Origin of the sequence: Adlercreutzia caecimuris B7, from assembly GCF_000403355.2 — a bacterium.
Lineage (GTDB): Bacteria > Actinomycetota > Coriobacteriia > Coriobacteriales > Eggerthellaceae > Adlercreutzia > Adlercreutzia caecimuris.
The window spans coordinates 2651629-2668646 of the sequence record NZ_KE159646.1; the positions used below are offsets into that span (position 1 = coordinate 2651629).

The window sequence follows — 17018 nt, forward strand, 5'->3', positions numbered from 1 at the left end:
CGGAAGGGAAGGATGCGCGGCGAGCGGGGCGACAACCTGCTCCAAGTTGTCACAAACTGGAGAATGCGCCACGGCGATTGTGCATATCTCGTCTTTTTAGACAAATCGGAAAACCTATACCTACCTGCGGAAATACCAGATATCCCCAGTTCAAAGCCTTGCTTAAAAAGGCGAGTTATGTACAAATTGCGTGGCGGCAAGTGGTGCGAACCTCCGCATTTCCCTCCCCAGGGCGGTGCAGAGGGAGTATGATGAAACAACAAGTGAAACGCTCGCAATTTATGCGTGTGCACAAGGAACGGAGTCGCTATGACCTATCGTGCGGGAGTTGTGGGAGCGGCCGGGTTCGCCGGCATCGAGTTGGTGCGCATTCTGACGCGCCATCCCGAGTTCGAATTGGCAGCCGCTACCTCCGATGCCCTGGCCGGCACCCCCATCGCTCAGGTATACCCCGCCTTTACCGGCGTGACCGATCTGGCATTCTCCACCCACGAGGGCACCGACCTGGGTGCTTGCGACGTGGTGTTTCTGGCCGTGCCCCACAAGGCGGCCATGGGAATGGCCCCGGCGCTTATCGCCGTCGGCGTCACCGTTATCGACCTGTCGGCCGACTTCCGCCTGAAGGATCCGGCCGTCTACGAGCAGTGGTACGCACCCCATACCGCCCCCGACCTTCTGGCCCAGGCCGCCTTCGGCCTGCCCGAGCTCACCGGCGACGAGCTGGCGGCTGCGGCTGAGCGCCGCGCGGCCGGCGAGGCGGTGCTCGTGGGCTGCGCTGGCTGCTACCCCACGGCCACGTCCCTGGCCGCCGCCCCCGCTATCTGCGCGGGGCTCGTGGACGGCGCGGCGCCCGTGGTGGCCGATGCCGTCTCCGGCGTGACGGGCGCGGGTAAGAAGGCCACTGAGCGCACGCACTTCTGCTTCGCCAACGAGAACGTGGAGGCCTACGGCGTGGGCACCCACCGCCACACCCCCGAGATCGAGCAGATCTTGGGGTTGCAGGGCCGCCTCGTGTTCACCCCGCACCTGGCCCCGCTGAACCGCGGCCTCTTGTCCACGGTGACGCTGCCGCTGGCGCCGGGCGCCGCCCCGGCCACCGAAGAGCTCGTGGCCCTCTACCGCGACTTCTACGCGGAAAGCCCGCTCGTGTCCGTTATGGATGCCGGCGTGCAGCCCCGCACCGCCTCGGTGGCTGGCACCTGCCGCGCCCAGGTGGGCGTGGCCGTGCACCCTGCGGGCCTGATCGTAGCCACGGGCGCCATCGACAACCTGGGCAAGGGCGCCGCCGGCCAGGGCGTGCAGTGCGCCAACATCGTGTTCGGCCTGCCCGAGACTTGCGGTTTAGAAGAGATCGCCAACCCCGTGTAGCAGCAAGAGAAGCCGTCGGTCGCCCGAAGGTGCGGCCGGGTGCGGCGTCCCGCAGAAAGGAAGGGGAGCAACCCATGACCGATTCCGTGAAGCTGGTGTTCAATCCCGCCGGTAGCCCCGCCAGCGCCCGCGGCTTTTCCGCCATCGGCGTGCATGCGGGCTTCAGGCCCGATCCCGAGCGGCTCGACATGGCCCTCGTGGTGGCCGACGAGCCCTGTGCTGCGGCGGCCACCTTCACCACCAACGTGTTCTGTGCCGCTCCGGTGCGCGTGTCCCGCGAGCACTTGGACGAGGGGGCGCCCGGCCAGCCCGCCTACGGCTGCGCCCGCGCCGTCGTGATCAACTCCGGCATCGCGAACGCCGCCACGGGCGAGCGCGGCTTGGAAGCGGCCCGCGAGACCTGCGAGTTGGTGGGGGAGGCCGTGGGCTGCCCCGCTGCCGAGGTGCTCGTGGCCTCCACGGGCGTCATCGGCCAGCACCTGCGCCTGGAGCCCTTCGCCACCGGCGTGCCAGCGGCCCTGGCGGCCCTGGCCGCGGCTGACGGGCCCGAGGCGCGCGCGGACCAGGGCCTTGCGGCGGCTCGGGCCATCATGACCACCGACACACGCCCCAAGCACGGCGCCGTCGCCTTTTCGGGCGACGGTATCGGCTACCCCGGCGCCACATTCACCGTGGGAGCCATGGCCAAGGGAGCCGGCATGATCATGCCGAACATGGCTACCATGATCGCCGTCATCACCACCGATGCGCCCCTCACCCCGCCCGACCTGTCGGCGGCCCTCACGGCCTCGGTGAACCGCAGCTTCAACAAGGTCACCGTTGATTCCGACACTTCCACTAACGACACCTGCTTCGCCCTCGCCTCGGGCGCGGCGGCGCCAGGCGGCCCGACTTTCACTCCGGGCACCCCGGCCTTCGCCGCCTTCCAAGAGGCCCTCGACGAGCTCGCCTGCACCCTCGCTCGCGCCATGGCCGCCGACGGCGAGGGAGCCACGCGCCTCATCACCGTCACGGTGCGCGGGGCCGCCACCGCTGATGACGCCGACGCCGCGGCCCGCACGGTGGCCAACTCGCCGCTCGTGAAGACGGCCGTGTACGGCCACGATGCCAACTGGGGCCGCGTTGCCGCCGCCCTCGGACGTTCGGGGGCCCGCTTCAGCCAGGAGGACGTGGATATCGATATACTGGGGCTGCCCGTATGCCGCGCCGGCCTCGTGGTCGACTTCGACGAGGATGAGGCGCTGCGCCGCTTCGAGGAGCCGGAGGTGGCCATTGAAGTGGACCTGCATGCGGGGGAGGAGTCCACGACCATGTGGACCTGCGACTTCTCCCACGAGTACGTGACGATCAACGGAGACTACCGCTCATGAAGTACGCAAGCGATGTTCGTGCCGACGGTCCTTCCAGCACTGCCGGCGAAATTCTCTACGAGGCCATGCCCTGGATCAAGCAGGTCACGGGCAAGACTATCGTCATCAAGTACGGCGGCTCGGCCATGGAGAACCCGGAGCTTGCCGCCGAAGTTATGGCCGACATCGTGTTGTTGAAGATCATCGGCATCAACCCGGTGCTCGTGCACGGCGGCGGCAAGGCCATCAATCGCGTGTTCGACAAGTTCGACATTCCCGTGGAGTTCGTCGACGGCCAGCGCGTCACCACCGATCAGGCCATGGGGCTTGTGCGCATGGTGCTCACCGGCGAGGTGAACCAGCAGCTCGTGGAGGCCATGAACGCCCACGGCAACATGGGTGTGGGCGTATCGGGCACCGATGCCGGCGTCATCGTGGCCGAGCAGGCCAACCCGGCTCTTGGCCGCGTGGGGAAGATCACCCGCATCAACACGCCCCTCATCGAGGACTTGGTGGCCGACGACTACATTCCCATCATCGCCTCCATCGCCATCGGCGAGGATGGCGGCTGCTACAACGTGAACGCCGACATCGCCGCCGGGCACATCGCCGCGGCCATCGGCGCCCACAAGATCATCTTCCTCACCGATGTGGACGGCCTGTACGAGAACTACCCCGACCCGGCGTCTCTCATCGCCGAGATGACGCTTGGCGAGGCCGAGGCCATGATTCGCGGCGACAAGCTGGCCTCGGGCATGATCCCCAAGCTCGCCAGCTGCGTGCGCGCCCTGGAGTCGGGGGTGAACGGCGCCCACATCATCAACGGCACGGTGCCCCATGCGCTCTTGCTCGAGCTGCTCACCGACTCCGGCATGGGCACCATGGTCACCGGCCTGGCATCCGCCCAGTTCCTGAACTTGTCGCCGGTGGGCAAGTTCGCTGCCAAGCTCATCGAGAATCGCTAGGAGGACACCCATGACCCTCGCCCGAGAAAAGGCCCTGGAAGCCGAGTACGTGATGGGCACCTTCGCCCGCAAGCCCGTGGAATTCGTGGAAGGCCACGGTATGATGCTCGTGGACGATGCCGGCAAGGAATACTTCGACTTCCTCTCCGGTATCGGCGTGTGCAGCCTCGGCCATTGTCCGCCGGCCATTGTGAAGGCCGTGAGCGACCAGGCTGCCAAGCTCATCCATGTAAGCAACTATTACTACATCGAGCACCGCGGAGAAGTGGCCCAGCTGTTGTCGAACATGCTGAACGCCGAGGTTGGCGTGGAACACCCCGAGGTGTGGAAGACCTTCTTCGCGAACTCCGGTGCCGAGGCCAACGAGTGCGCCATCAAGCTGGCGCGTCTGTACGCCCGCCGTCGCACCGAGGAGGCCGGGAAGGACGCCGAACTGGCGCCCCGCCTCATCGTCACCTTGGCCAAGAGCTTCCACGGCCGCACTCTGGCCACGCTGGCCGCCACGGCCCAGCCGGCCAAGCAGGAGGCCTTCCAGCCGCTGCCCGCCGGTTTCACCGCTACGCCTATCAACGATGTGGAAGCCCTGGAGCAGCTGTTCGCCACCCAGGGCGACCGTATCTGCGCGGTGATGATCGAGTGCATCCAGGGCGAGAGCGGGGTGCATCCCTGCACCGAGGAGTTCATCGGCGCCATCCGCCGGCTTACCGCTGAGCACGGGGCGCTTATGATCTGCGACGAGGTGCAGAGCGGCATTTTCCGCACGGGCGTGCCCTTCGGCTTCCAGAACTTCGACGTGCTGCCCGACATCGTCACTATGGCCAAGGGCATCGCCTCGGGTATCGTGGCCGGCGCCTGTGCAGCCCGCGGCTCCATCGCCGACACCTTCGCCCCGGGCGACCATGGCACCACCTTCGGCGGCTCGAACATCGCCATGGCCGCGGCCCACGCGACGCTTACGACGCTGCTGGCGCCGGGCACGGCGGCCCGTATCCAGGAGGTGGGCGCTTACATGCGCGAGCAGCTCGCCGGCCTGCCCCACGTGCAGGAGGTGCGTGGATACGGCCTTATGAACGGCATCGACCTCACCCACGAGGCGCCGGCCGCTCCCGATGTGGTAGCTGCAGGACTCGAGGCGGGGCTTGTGCTGAACGCCACCGGCCCGCACACGCTGCGCTTCCTGCCGCCGCTCATCTGCACGACCGACGACGTGGATGTGCTCGTGGAGCGTTTGCGCACGCTGCTGTAGAATCTGCACACGGAGCATGCCGCAAGAGGGACGCTGCACAACAGGCAGCGTCCCTCTTCTCTTCTTATTGGCAATTGCGCAGGTGAACAAGGCTATTTTTTGTGCAATTGCACCACTGCTCTGCACAATGATTTTATCACCGTTTCCGAAAAAAATTCCAAATTATGGGTTGACGGCTCAGCGATGAAGGGCATAATACCGCCTAACGCCACGGCCAAGGGGCACCGATCCCCCTAACTCGGATGGCCGGGCGCAATCGAGAGGACGAGCACCCGTGATCAACGGAACCGCACATATCGCGAACGCCGCCGGCACTGCCGCGGCTGTTCTGTGCGCTGCTCCCCTCATCTTCACCACGGCTATCGCCGACCGACGCCGACGTAGCTGCGGTCTGCGACGCCGACGCGCGTAACGCAGACGAACGCGCGGGGAGCCTCTCCCCGCGGTCCGTCTCCTTATCCCGACGGGCCGAAGGCGGGCCGTCCGGGCTCGTGAGAAAGCTGTGGTGTATCTCCCCTCTTCTTGAATCGCGCCTTTGCGAACCGGGCACTCCCGTTTCAGGCTCATGCCCACGCAAGAAAGGTACGATCATGACCAAGAGCAACCATTCCATTTCCGCCCACGAGTCCGCCTCTTCTCTCCACGACGTCCCGCAGCTTTCCGCCGCGCCGGCGCCGGGTGAGAAGGAGCGCGTGGTGCTCGCCTATTCTGGCGGTCTCGATACCTCGGTGTGCATCAAGTGGCTGCAGGAGGAATACAACCTCGACGTCATCGCCGTGGTGGGCGATCTGGGCCAGGAACACGACGGGCTTGAGGCCGTGAAGGCCAAGGCGCTCGCCACCGGCGCCATCGGGTGCGCCGTGGTGGACATGCGCGAGACCTTCGCCAACGAGTACCTCACCTGCGCTCTGGCCGCCAATGCCCTTTACGAGAACAAGTATCCCCTCGTCAGCGCCTTGTCGCGTCCTCTCATCGCCAAGCATCTCGTGGCGGTGGCCCACCAGTTCGGCGCCAAGTACGTCGCCCACGGCTGCACGGGCAAGGGCAACGACCAGGTGCGCTTCGAATCCTCTGTGCTCATGCTGGACCCCGCGCTCACGATCCTCTCGCCGGTACGCGACTGGGATCTGGGCTGCCGGGCCGATGAGATCGCCTGGGCCGCGGCTCACAATGTGCCGGTGAAAGCCACGGCCGAGGCTCCCTATTCCATCGACGACAACCTGTGGGGCCGCGCCATCGAGTGCGGTGTTTTGGAAGACCCCTGGTGCGAGCCGCCGGCGGACATCTACACCATGACCGCCGACCCGGCGTGCGCCCCCGATGCGCCCGCCTACGTGGAGATCGATTTTAAGGAGGGCATCCCCTGCGCTGTGGACGGCAAGGCCATGAGCTTCCTCGGTGTCATCTACGCCCTGAACGAGATCGCCGGGGCCCACGGCTTCGGCCGCATCGACATGGTGGAGAACCGGCTTGTGGGCGTGAAGAGCCGCGAGTGCTACGAGGTGCCCGCGGGCCTTGCCCTCATCAAGGCCCACAAGGCCCTCGAGGACCTCTGTCTGGAGCGGGGCGTGCTGCACCACAAGCTCGCCATCGAGCAGACCTGGGCCGAGCAGGTGTACAACGGCCTGTGGTTCTCGCCGTTGAAGGAAGCGCTCGATGCCTTCCTCGGCCACACCCAGCAGTGCGTGACGGGCACGGTGAAGCTGAAGTTCTTCAAGGGGTCCTGCACCGTGGTAGGTCGCAAGAGCGCCTTCTCGCTGTACGACTTCGGGCTGGCCACCTACGACGCCTCCGATGCCTTCGATCACGCGGCGGCGAAGGGCTTTATCGACATCCACGGCCTGTCCTGCAAGGTGTGGGCGGAAAACCGGCTCGCCAACGATGCCCGTATGCCGTCGTTTGCCGATGTGGACGCCACGAATGCCGCCTACCAGGCCGTGGTGGAAGAGGCCGAGGAGATTTTGGAAGACGCCGGGGCCGTCGTCGCCTAGGGCGCGGGCCGCATTTACCAGCAAGGAGCAATCATGGCACTGTGGTCGGGAAGGTTCACCGAAGGCGCCGACGCCTTCACCCAGCGGTTCGGGGCGTCGCTGCCCGTGGACCAGAAGATGTACGCCCAGGACATCGCGGGCTCGAAGGCCCACGGAGCCATGCTCGCCGCCCAGGGCATCATCGGCGAGGAGGATGCGGCGGCCATTGCCTGCGGCCTCGACGGCATTCTGGCTGACATCGAGGCCGGCGCGCTCGCCTTCGACGTGCAGGAGAGCGAGGACGTGCACATGGCCATCGAGGCGGAGCTGACGGCCCGCATTGGGGACGCGGGCGCACGGCTGCACACGGGCCGTTCGCGCAACGACCAGGTGGCCACCGATATGCGCCTGTACGCCAAGCAGCGCGCGACCGACCTCATGGCCGCGAACGTGGCGTTGCGCGAGGCGCTCATCGCCCAGGCCGAGGAGCACTTCGACGTCATCCTGCCGGGCTACACCCACCTGCAGCACGCCCAGCCGGTGCTCTTCTCACACCACCTGCTCGCCTACGTGTGGATGCTCACCCGCGACTTCGAGCGCCTGGCCGCCGCGCGGGCCGCAGCCGATAGGAGCCCCCTCGGCGCAGCGGCGCTCGCCGGCACCACCTACCCGCTCGACCGGCACGCCACAGCAGCCGCCCTCGGCTTCGCGGCTCCTATTCCCAACTCGCTCGATGCGGTGTCCGACCGCGACTTCCTGCTCGACCTCATCTACGCCTGCAGCGTGTCGTGTTTGCACCTGTCGCGTCTGTGCGAGGAGATCATCCTCTGGTCCACCGCCGAGTTCGGCTTCATCACGCTGTCCGATGCCTACTCGACGGGCTCCTCCATCATGCCCCAGAAGAAGAACCCGGACTTCGCCGAGCTTATTCGCGGCAAATCGGGCCGGGTTGTGGGCGATCTTATGGCCCTCATGATGACGCTGAAGTCGCTGCCGCTGGCCTACAACAAGGACCTGCAGGAGGACAAGGAAGGGGCCATGGACGCCGCCGACACCCTGGAGGACTGCTACGTGTGCGCCGCCGGGATGATTGCCACCATGACCGTGCATCCCGAGGCTATGATGGCCCAGGCGCAGAAGGGCTATCTGGCGGCGACCGATGTGGCCGACTATCTGGCGAAGAAGGGCCTGCCCTTCCGCCGCGCCCACGAGGTGGTGGGGCGCCTCGTGCTGAGATGCGAGCAGCAGGGCTGCGATTTGGAAGATCTCGCGCTGGCCGATTTCCAAGCGGAAAGCGATCTGTTCGAGGCTGACATTGCGAGCTGCCTGAATCTGGAAGCCATCGTGGCCGCCCGCACCACCTATGGCGGCACAGGGCACGCCGCCGTGCGCGAGCAGCTTACTGAGGTGAAGGCCTCCCTGGCCGCCGACCACACACGGCTGTAGAGGGAAGTGCCACCGGCTGTTCGCACGGGTTCGCGGTTCCCGTAATAGTATGTCGCATGTGAATCCGGGGTGCCCGGGAGGGTTTGGGCGCCCCGGATTCGTTTGTGCCGGCGTCGATAAAGTCTCTTGAGAGGCGCGCGATGGCTCCTATTGACACGAATTTAGGTCATCGATGAGGGTGTAAGTTGGGTTTAGATTAGTAAAACACCTGTTCAGAGCGTTGTCTCCTTCGACAATTTCTCTGCTAAAACTCTTGCGGGGGGGGGGTGCTCTTTTGCTAGGCTTGTCTCCGTTCGAGGAGACTGGACGGCCCCGGTTGAACGAAAAAAACCGTGCGCACGTCCGAGACTGCCCAGGTTCTCGATCTTTGACAGGAGCCGCGCCGCCTGTGGGGCGCGTGCGGCCGAAGATGGAGAAAGGGGAGTGTATGAAGCTCTCTCAAATCGGCAAGATCGCCCTGCCTCTGGCGCTCGCCGGCACCCTCGTAGCCGGCGTCCCCCTCGAGGCCCTTGCCTGCACGCAAGTGTGGATTCCCGATGCCTATACAGCCGATCAAGGCGTATGGTATTTCGGGCGTTCTGAAGACTATTCGAGCCGTTATTTCAAGATTTTCGGGGTTGAGCAGGCTCATCCCAAGGGGTTTCTCTACTATTCTGCTGAAAATGGAGTAGATAGCTCTTTCAAGTGGAATGCCGAAAAGCCCACCTATCGGTACACCTTTGTACGTGATAATCATAAGGAGTGGAGCAACCAGCCCAATGCCTATTCCGAGGCCGGCATTAACGAAAAAGGAGTTTCCTGTTCCGCAACGCTGACGACGGCTTACAACGATCAGGCGAAAGCCGCTGACCCCAGTGTAAAGTCAGGCATTGGCGAATACGATTACGCAAGCGTGATTCTCGGTCAGAGCGCTACTGCGCGCGAAGGTGTGGAATTGATCGGTCGCATCATCGATGAGAAGGGTTCGTGCGGCCGTGATCAGCTTATTATCTCCGACAATAAGGAGAGCTGGCTGTTCTGCGTGTTGTCGGGTCACCAGTGGGTGGCCTACCAACTGCCTGAAGACGGCGTATCGGTTAATCCGAACATGAGCAACCTGCGCGTCGATCTGGATATTCGTCCTACATCTGAGAACGACCCGACGCCGGTGGTAGGCAAGAACATCCTGTGCTCGAAGGACATCATCAAGATGCCCAAAGAGGCGAGCGCGGGTAGCTTCCTGGTGTTGAACGAGAATGGCACCATCAATGTTCCCGAGACCTACGGCAAGGCTGATAGCGGCAATTCGCGCTACATCCAGGGACGTCACTTCTTTGATGCAATGAACGGCCTGGATTATGAGGCGGCAGACGGTGCAGTAACGAAACTCACGAAGCCCACTCAGTTCTTTAAGCCTGGCCGCAGCAACTACACAGTCAAGGATGGTCTGAACTTCTTCGCCTACCGAGGCGAGGGCACTGATGTTGATTCTAACGTCACTTCGGTAACGGCCATTGGTAGCCAGCGCACGACGGAAACGAACTTCTTCGAGATTCGCCGTGGCATGGATCCCGAGATTGCAACCATTCAGTGGGAAGGCTTGGCTCCAGGCGAGTTCAACGTGGAAATTCCCACCTATTCCGCATTGCTGACCTCGGTGAACCATCGGTACGGTGACGTGTACATGGACGACGCTCACGAGGGTCAGAAGGACAAGGGCGTGGATGCGGCTCTGCAGGCCGGTTCATGGGACCAGTATCTTCCTTACGTCATGATGGATTTGAACACGTTGGGGGATGCCAACCGCGCGAAAGTGGCCCCTGGTTTGCGCGCCTACCTCGATGCAGTGCAGAACGACCTCATCGCTCAGCACAAGCAGGTTGACGCGACAATGCAGAAGACTCCCAAGGCTGAGCGTCAAGCGTTGGCTAACAAAGCAGCCGATGTGGCCGCTGAGCAGACCTGGGCTAAGTGCGAGAAGGTACTGCAGGAGGTGCGCGCCTATCTCAAGGGCGACCAGGCCAAGCCCTTCCAGGCAAGCGACTACAATGCCGCCACGAAAGGTCTGGTGACGCCGCTGGCTTATGCTTCGAGCGTCATCCCCGCCACTCCCGACAAGCCTGTGACGCCGGCGGCGACTTCTATCGCCAAGGCGAAGGTGAGCACGGCGAAGTCCAAGTACACCTACACTGGTAAGGCGCTGAAGCCGAAGGTGACCGTGAAGGTAGCCGGTAAGACCTTGAAGGCGAACACCGACTACACCATGTCCTACAAGGCCAACAAGAACGTCGGAAAAGCCACCATCACGGTGACCGGCAAGGGCTCCTACACCGGCAAGGTGACCAAGACCTTCAAGATCGTCCCCAAGAAGACGGGCGTTTCCAAGCTCGTGAAGGGCAAGAAGTCCTTCACGGTGAAGTGGAAGAAGCAGAAGGCCCAGGCCACGGGTTACCAGATTCGCTTCTCCACCAAGAAGTCGATGAAGTCGGCCAAGGTGAAGACCGTGAAGTCGGCGAAGACGACCTCGCTCAAGGTGTCCAAGCTCAAGGGCAACAAGAAGTACTACGTGCAGATGCGCACCTATAAGAAGGTAAAGGTGGGCGGCAAGACGACCACCTACTATTCCGATTGGTCCAAGGCCAAGGCCGTGAAGACCCGGAAGTAACCTCATCCTGACCGCGACCCGCATCCGGACTCCCCTCGGTTGCGGGGCGCATTCGGGACCGCTTCAAGGCTGGCAGCGGTTCTAACCACAAGGTGCCGGTGCGCAGGATGCCGCCTGTGGGCGGATGCGCCGACACCCTCGCTGTGGGGCCCGACGTCTGGAAGGAGCGTCGGGCCTCTGTGCTTTTTCCCGAGAGGATGTGCGCAAGTCGTGGCCGGGTATCCTCGATGCTAAAATAACGAATACCTATAACTGATGGAGGTATTCGTGGGTTCACGTGCAATGAAGCGCCGCAACGGCACTCGAACGAAAAACAAGAAGGCGCCGGTTCTCGGCATTATCTCGGTCATTGTGCTGGCCGTCGCGGCTGCCGCATTCGGCGTGTACAGCCTGTGCAACTCGTGGTTGGAAGATCTTCCCGACTATCAGAACGCCGACGCCTACAACACCGCGCAGCCCACCATGGTCTACGCCGCCGACGGCACGACGCTGCTCGCCGAGTTTCAGCTGGAGAACCGCGAACCGGTTGCTCTCGACCAGATCAGCGAGTACGTGCTGAAAGGCACGGTGGCCACCGAGGACGAGCGCTTCTACAGCCATGCAGGCGTTGACTACCTCGGTGTGGCCCGTGCGCTCGTGAACAACCTCATGGGCGGCGCGCTCGAGGGCGCGTCCACCATCACCCAGCAGTTCGTGCGCAACACCATCCTGTCCGACGAGATGCGCGACATCTCCTTCAAGCGCAAGATTCGCGAGATGTACATCTCCCAGAAGCTCGAGCAGCAGTACACCAAAGACGAGATCCTGCTCATGTACTTGAACACCATCAACTACGGCTCGGGCGCCTATGGCATCGAGGCCGCCGCCGAGCGCTACTTCTCGAAGGACGCGAAGGACCTCACCGTCAACGAGGCGGCCACGCTCGTGGGCATTCCGCAGTCGCCCACCTACAACAACCCCATCGACTACCCCGAAAACTGCCTGAAGCGCCGCAACCTCGTGCTCGACCGCATGGCGAAAAACGGTGTTATCAGCCCCGAAGAGGCGGCCCAAGTGAAGGAGGAGCCTATCGAGCTCGATCCCTCCGAGCCCTCCATGACCGGCATTCTGGCCTATCCCTACTTCACCAGCTACGTGCGCAACCAGCTGACCGATCCCAATGGAAAGTACGCCTATTCCACCTCCGAGCTGTTCAAGGGCGGCCTGAAGGTCATCACCACGCTTGACATCGATGTGCAGAAGGCAGCGGAAGAGGCTGCGGCCAAAAAGGAAGAGGAGGCTGGCGATCCCTTCGAGGTGTCCATGGCCGTCGTCGATCCGGAAAACGGCTACATCGATGCGCTCGTGGGCGGCCACGATTACGAGAAGTCCCAGGTGAACATGGCTACAGGCGAAGGCGGTACGGGCCGCCAGGCTGGTTCGGCCTTCAAGCTGTTCACGCTCATGGCCTGCCTGAAAGAGGGGATCGATCCCGACGTGCTCGTGGACGCCGGCTACAAGGTCGACCTCGAGGGCGGCGAGCCGGTGTACAACAACGACCGCGCCGACTTCGGGACGCGCACCATCAAGAGCGCCTTCGGCCTGTCGTCTAACACCGCGTTCATCCGCCTGCTGCTCACGGTGGGCGTCGACAAGGTCATCGAGACGGCAAAGGCCATGGGCATTCAGGCCGACATGCCCTCGGTGGCCGGTCTGACGCTCGGCATTGCCTCGGTCACCCCGCTCGAAATGGCCGATGCCTACGCGACGGTGGCCAACGGCGGCGTGCACTACGATGCCGAGTGCATCGTGAAAATCGAAGATCGCGAGGGCAACGTCATCGTGGACAACAGCGACCCCGAGGGCGAGCGCGTCTTCTCGAAGGAGGTGGCGCGTGCCGGCATCGACTGCATGGAGCTGGTTATCGACAACGGCACCGGTAAGGCCGCCAAGCCCAGCAACGGCCAGGAGGCGGGCGGCAAGACCGGTACCACCGACGACAAGAAGGACAGCTGGTTCTGCGGTATCACGCCCCAGTACTCGGTAGCCATTTGGCTGGGCGACCGCAGCGACTACTCGAAGGCGCAATCTCCCTGGACGACGGCGGCTAGCGTGTTCGGCGATTTCATCGATCGGGTGATTCCCTCCGACCAGATCGAGCCGTTCTTCGAAGCCGAGAAGCCCGAGTATCAGAAGGACTATCGCGACGAGGAGAACCACATCGGTGGTTACTACTACAGCAAAAACGATTCGGACGCCACCAAGGTAAAGCCGAAGGATGAGGACGACGAGGACGAGGAAAGCGAAGAAGGCGAAGAGGGCGAAGAAGGCGAAGAGGGCGGCGGCGATGACGGCCACGGCAATGGAAACGGCAACGGCAACGGTAATGGCAATGGGAACGGCAACGGTAACGGCAACGGCGGGAACGAGCCGGCCCCAGAGCCCACGCCCGAACCCGAGCCCGAGCCCACGCCCGAACCCGAGCCCACGCCCGAACCGACCCCCGAGCCTACGCCCGATCCCGGTGGCGAAGGGGGAGATGCGGCCGCATAACGTGGCCGTGGCTTAAATATTGCGATCCCGTGACAGCGGCGCCGTTGCCTGAGCGGGCTGCTATCATGGGTCGTGAACAACGAGCGGAGCGTCCTTGCGGGAAAGCTTCGATAGCACGGAGAAACGAGAAGCGCCATCGGGCGCATGACGGGAGTCCATTCATGAAACGCAACCTTATCCGTTTGATCGCCACGGTGTGCAGCACCGTTCTGCTTGCGGGGCTGTTGGCGGGCTGCATGTCGCCCAACACCGGCGCTACCGACCAGCAGCGGGCGAATCGCACATACATGACCAAGGTGAATCAGGCCATGGAAGACCTGAACAGCCGCTTGGGCGATTTCGACGATGCCGTGGCCCGCGGCGACGTTGTGACTATGCGCACCCAGGCCGACAATGCGTTCTCCGCTATCGACGCGCTTGCCGCCATCGACACCCCTGATGCCATGAAGGGCCTGCAATCGGGGTATGTGGACGGATGCAATGCGTTGAAGGGCGCCTTGAACGACTACATCGACCTGTATACCGAGATCGATAGCGCCACCGAGGAGCACCCCTTCGATTATGGCGCCTACGACGAGCGCATCAAAGCAGTGCAGGATAAGTACAACGACGGTATAAGCAAGCTGAAGGCCGCTGACGAAGAGGCCTTGAAGCTCAACGAGGACTAGGCTATTTCGTTGTTGCTGACGCAACAACGAGAATGCCGATGCTGCGGGCCCGACAGGCACCTGCCTCTGCGCTTCAAAGCTTACCCTCACGTACGAAGTACGCTTGGCCGCTTTTCAGCGCAGAGGCAGGTGCCTGTCGGGCCCTCGCTGAGTTCCTTGGGCGAACCTATGACGAGGATTGGGCGAACTTGCGTGATGAGGAGAGATAACGTGAAGCACGTGGAACTGCTGGCGCCGGCCGGGAATGTGGTGGCGCTCCATGCGGCGGTGGCGGCGGGGGCCGATGCGGTGTACCTGGGGCTCGAGACGTTCAACGCACGCCGCGGGGCCGACAATTTCACTATCGAGACCTTGCGGGAGGCCTGCGATTTCGCGCATCTGCGCGGCGTTTCCGTCTATGTGACCATGAACACGGTGATCCTGCCGGGCGAGGTAGATGCGGCGTTGGAATGCGTGCGCCAGGCCTACCGCGCCGGCGCCGACGGCTTCATCGTGCAGGATATCGGCCTGGCTGCCGAGATCACCCGCACGCTGCCCGAGGCATCGCTGCACCTGTCCACCCAGATGAACACCCACAATCTGGCCGGTGTGCGGGCGGCGGCCCGCCTGGGCGCCGAGCGTATCACGCTGGCCCGCGAGCTCTCGCTGCCCGAGGTGGCGCTGCTGTGCGCCGCCGCGGCCGAGGAGGGCATGGAAGTGGAGGTCTTCGCTCACGGGGCGCTCTGCGTGTGCTATTCCGGCCAGTGCTTCATGTCCTCCATGATCGGCGGCCGCTCGGCCAATCGCGGCATGTGCGCCCAGGCCTGTCGCTTGCCCTACGAGCTGAAGAACGGCGCGCTGCAGAAAAGCCTGCCCTCCCCGGGAGGTCATCTGCTCTCGCCCCAAGATCTCTGCACGGTGGATATGGTGCCCCAGCTGGTGGGGGCCGGTGTGGCCTCCCTTAAAATCGAGGGTCGCATGAAGTCCCCCGAGTACGTGGCCGCCGTGGTGGCCGTCTACCGCAAGGCCCTCGACGGCGCCCTGGCCGCCCGAGCAGCCGAAGATGCCACTGAGGATGCAATCGAGGCCCCCGTTCCCACGGCGCCGGTCACCGACGACGACCGCACGCGCCTGACCGAGGCCTTCTCCCGCGGCTTCACCACGGCCTATCTGGAAGGGGAGCGCGGCAACGCCATCATGAGCTACCAGCGCCCCAACAACCGCGGTCTGTTCCTCGGCCGGGTGGACGAGGTGCGCGACGGGGCCGCCTTCCTCAGCAGCTCCCAGGTCCTGGCCGAGGGCGACGTGCTGGAATTCTGGACCCGCAAGGGCAACGCCGTGGCTACCCTGGGCCCTGTGCGCACCGATCGGAAGGGCTGCTACCACATCCCCCTCGACAGCAAGACGCGCACGGTGCGTGCCGGCGACCGCGTCTTCCGCGTGCGCAGCGCCGAGGCCGCCTTCGCCGACGATGCTCGCGAGCCCCTGGTTCCCATCGTGGGCGTGGCCACGCTTCATGTGGGGGAGCCTCTTGCCGTGGAGTTCCACCCTGCGACGGTGGCCGATCTGCGGCAGGTCGGCTTCATCGACGATGACTCCCTGACCGAGGCCCTCGACAGCGCGACGACCGACGGCCTGGCCACCACGGCGGCCATCGCCCGCCGTCTCCAGATGCTTCCCGAAGTTCCCGTGGGCAGCGCCGAGGGCGCGCCGGTGGAAACGGCCCGCACCCGCCCCGTCTCCTTCGACGACGTGGCGGCCCACGTCGACCGCCTGGGCAACACCCCCTTCCAGTTGGTGCGCCTCACGGTGGATATGGACGACGGGGTCGGCATCGGCTTCTCGGCCCTTCACGGCGTGCGGGCCCGGGCCCTCGATGATCTCGCCGCAGCGCTGAACGCCCCCTGGGCCGGTCGCCGCCTGCCCCGGGTGGCCGATCGCGAGCCTTTGCCCGCAGCCCACCCGTCCGGCTGCCGCATCGCCGTCACCGTGACCAACCCCGCCTGCGCCCGCGCCGCCAAGCGCGCCGGGGCGCATCTCATCTACGTGCCGGCCCTCAACTACCGCCGGGGCGAGGCGGTCATCGCCGGCCAGAAGAATGCTGCCGCCGAGCAGGCCGGCTATCCCAAGGGCTGCATTCCCATCATGCCCGTGGTCGATCACGAGGCCGTCGGTCTGTCCCGCGAGGCCGCTGTGGCCTACGACGTGTGGAAGTACGCCGATGGGGGCAAGCCGCTCATGGCCGAGAGCCTCGCTTCCCTGGAGCGGGCCGATGAGGAAGGGGCGCTCATCAGCGTCGGTGCCCACGTGCCCGTCACCAACGAGCTGGCCCTGCGCACGGTGCGCGAGATGTACGGAGCCGAGCGCGTGTGGCTTTCCCCTGAGCTTACCCTGCGCCAGATCGAGGACCTTGCCCACGATGCCCCGCTGGAGCTGGGCGTGCTGCTCATCGGCGCCACCGAGCTCATGGTCACCGAGCACTGCATGCTCATGAGCCAGGGCCCCTGCAACGAGGACTGCGCCACCTGTTCCCGCCGCAAGAGCCCCCATTTCCTCAAGGATCGCAAGGGCTTCGAGTTCCCCGTCATCACCGATGCCATGGGCCGCAGCCATCTGTACAACGCCGTGGAGCTGGACGTGGCCTCGTCCATGCCCGAGCTCATGGCCGCCGGCATCTCCGCCTTCATGGTGGACGCTACCCTCATGAACGCCGAGGAGACCGCCCACGCCGTCGGCCGCGCCATCCGCGCCCTGCACGTGGCCCAAAACGACGGCAACGCCATCGCGAAAATGCCCAACACCACCTCCGGCCACCTCTACCGCGGCGTTTCCTAGCCAATCTCCGGTCAAT

The 17018-nt window shown here is 64.3% G+C and carries 10 protein-coding genes; all 10 read left to right on the forward strand.

Annotation, left to right across the window (positions count from 1 at the left end):
- Window positions 1–309: 309 nt before the first annotated feature.
- The 10 genes from argC (at window position 310) to C811_RS14490 (ending at window position 17002) form a co-directional block, all read left to right on the forward strand.
- Window positions 310–1368, forward strand: coding sequence for an N-acetyl-gamma-glutamyl-phosphate reductase (gene argC / locus C811_RS14455; RefSeq protein ID WP_016310441.1), 1059 nt, complete (start codon window positions 310–312; stop codon window positions 1366–1368).
- Between the two features lie 74 nt (window positions 1369–1442).
- Window positions 1443–2738, forward strand: a complete 1296-nt coding sequence (gene argJ, locus C811_RS14460; protein WP_016310442.1) for a bifunctional glutamate N-acetyltransferase/amino-acid acetyltransferase ArgJ — start codon at window positions 1443–1445, stop codon at window positions 2736–2738.
- Window positions 2735–3682 carry an acetylglutamate kinase gene (gene argB, locus C811_RS14465; protein ID WP_016310443.1) on the forward strand — a complete coding sequence of 316 codons (948 nt, stop codon included), beginning with the start codon at window positions 2735–2737 and terminating at the stop codon, window positions 3680–3682. Before argJ ends, argB begins: the two co-directional genes overlap by 4 nt.
- A 10-nt stretch (window positions 3683–3692) precedes the next feature.
- Window positions 3693–4928, forward strand: a complete 1236-nt coding sequence (locus tag C811_RS14470) for an aminotransferase class III-fold pyridoxal phosphate-dependent enzyme (RefSeq protein ID WP_016310444.1) — start codon at window positions 3693–3695, stop codon at window positions 4926–4928.
- Window positions 4929–5518: 590 nt separating this feature from the next.
- On the forward strand, window positions 5519–6919 hold the full coding sequence (locus tag C811_RS0104205; RefSeq protein ID WP_016310445.1) for an argininosuccinate synthase: 1401 nt from the start codon (window positions 5519–5521) through the stop codon (window positions 6917–6919).
- Window positions 6920–6952: 33 nt separating this feature from the next.
- Window positions 6953–8344, forward strand: a complete 1392-nt coding sequence (argH, locus tag C811_RS14475; RefSeq protein WP_016310446.1) for an argininosuccinate lyase — start codon at window positions 6953–6955, stop codon at window positions 8342–8344.
- A gap of 427 nt (window positions 8345–8771) precedes the next feature.
- Window positions 8772–10988 carry a C69 family dipeptidase gene (locus tag C811_RS0104210; protein ID WP_022926676.1) on the forward strand — a complete coding sequence of 739 codons (2217 nt, stop codon included), beginning with the start codon at window positions 8772–8774 and terminating at the stop codon, window positions 10986–10988.
- A 267-nt stretch (window positions 10989–11255) separates the two neighbouring features.
- Entirely contained in the window at window positions 11256–13520 is a 2265-nt protein-coding gene (locus C811_RS14480) for a transglycosylase domain-containing protein (RefSeq protein WP_016310448.1), read from the forward strand.
- A gap of 161 nt (window positions 13521–13681) precedes the next feature.
- Window positions 13682–14188, forward strand: coding sequence for a hypothetical protein (locus C811_RS14485; protein ID WP_016310449.1), 507 nt, complete (start codon window positions 13682–13684; stop codon window positions 14186–14188).
- A 210-nt stretch (window positions 14189–14398) separates the two neighbouring features.
- Window positions 14399–17002, forward strand: a complete 2604-nt coding sequence (locus tag C811_RS14490) for a U32 family peptidase (protein ID WP_016310450.1) — start codon at window positions 14399–14401, stop codon at window positions 17000–17002.
- The last annotated feature ends 16 nt before the right edge of the window (window positions 17003–17018 follow it).

Coding starts and splice junctions, on each gene's coding strand:
- argC (WP_016310441.1), top strand. CDS start 310: ATGACCTATCGTGCGGGAGTTGTGGGAGCGGCCGGGTTCGCCGGCATC.
- argJ (WP_016310442.1), top strand. CDS start 1,443: ATGACCGATTCCGTGAAGCTGGTGTTCAATCCCGCCGGTAGCCCCGCC.
- argB (WP_016310443.1), top strand. CDS start 2,735: ATGAAGTACGCAAGCGATGTTCGTGCCGACGGTCCTTCCAGCACTGCC.
- C811_RS14470 (WP_016310444.1), top strand. CDS start 3,693: ATGACCCTCGCCCGAGAAAAGGCCCTGGAAGCCGAGTACGTGATGGGC.
- C811_RS0104205 (WP_016310445.1), top strand. CDS start 5,519: ATGACCAAGAGCAACCATTCCATTTCCGCCCACGAGTCCGCCTCTTCT.
- argH (WP_016310446.1), top strand. CDS start 6,953: ATGGCACTGTGGTCGGGAAGGTTCACCGAAGGCGCCGACGCCTTCACC.
- C811_RS0104210 (WP_022926676.1), top strand. CDS start 8,772: ATGAAGCTCTCTCAAATCGGCAAGATCGCCCTGCCTCTGGCGCTCGCC.
- C811_RS14485 (WP_016310449.1), top strand. CDS start 13,682: ATGAAACGCAACCTTATCCGTTTGATCGCCACGGTGTGCAGCACCGTT.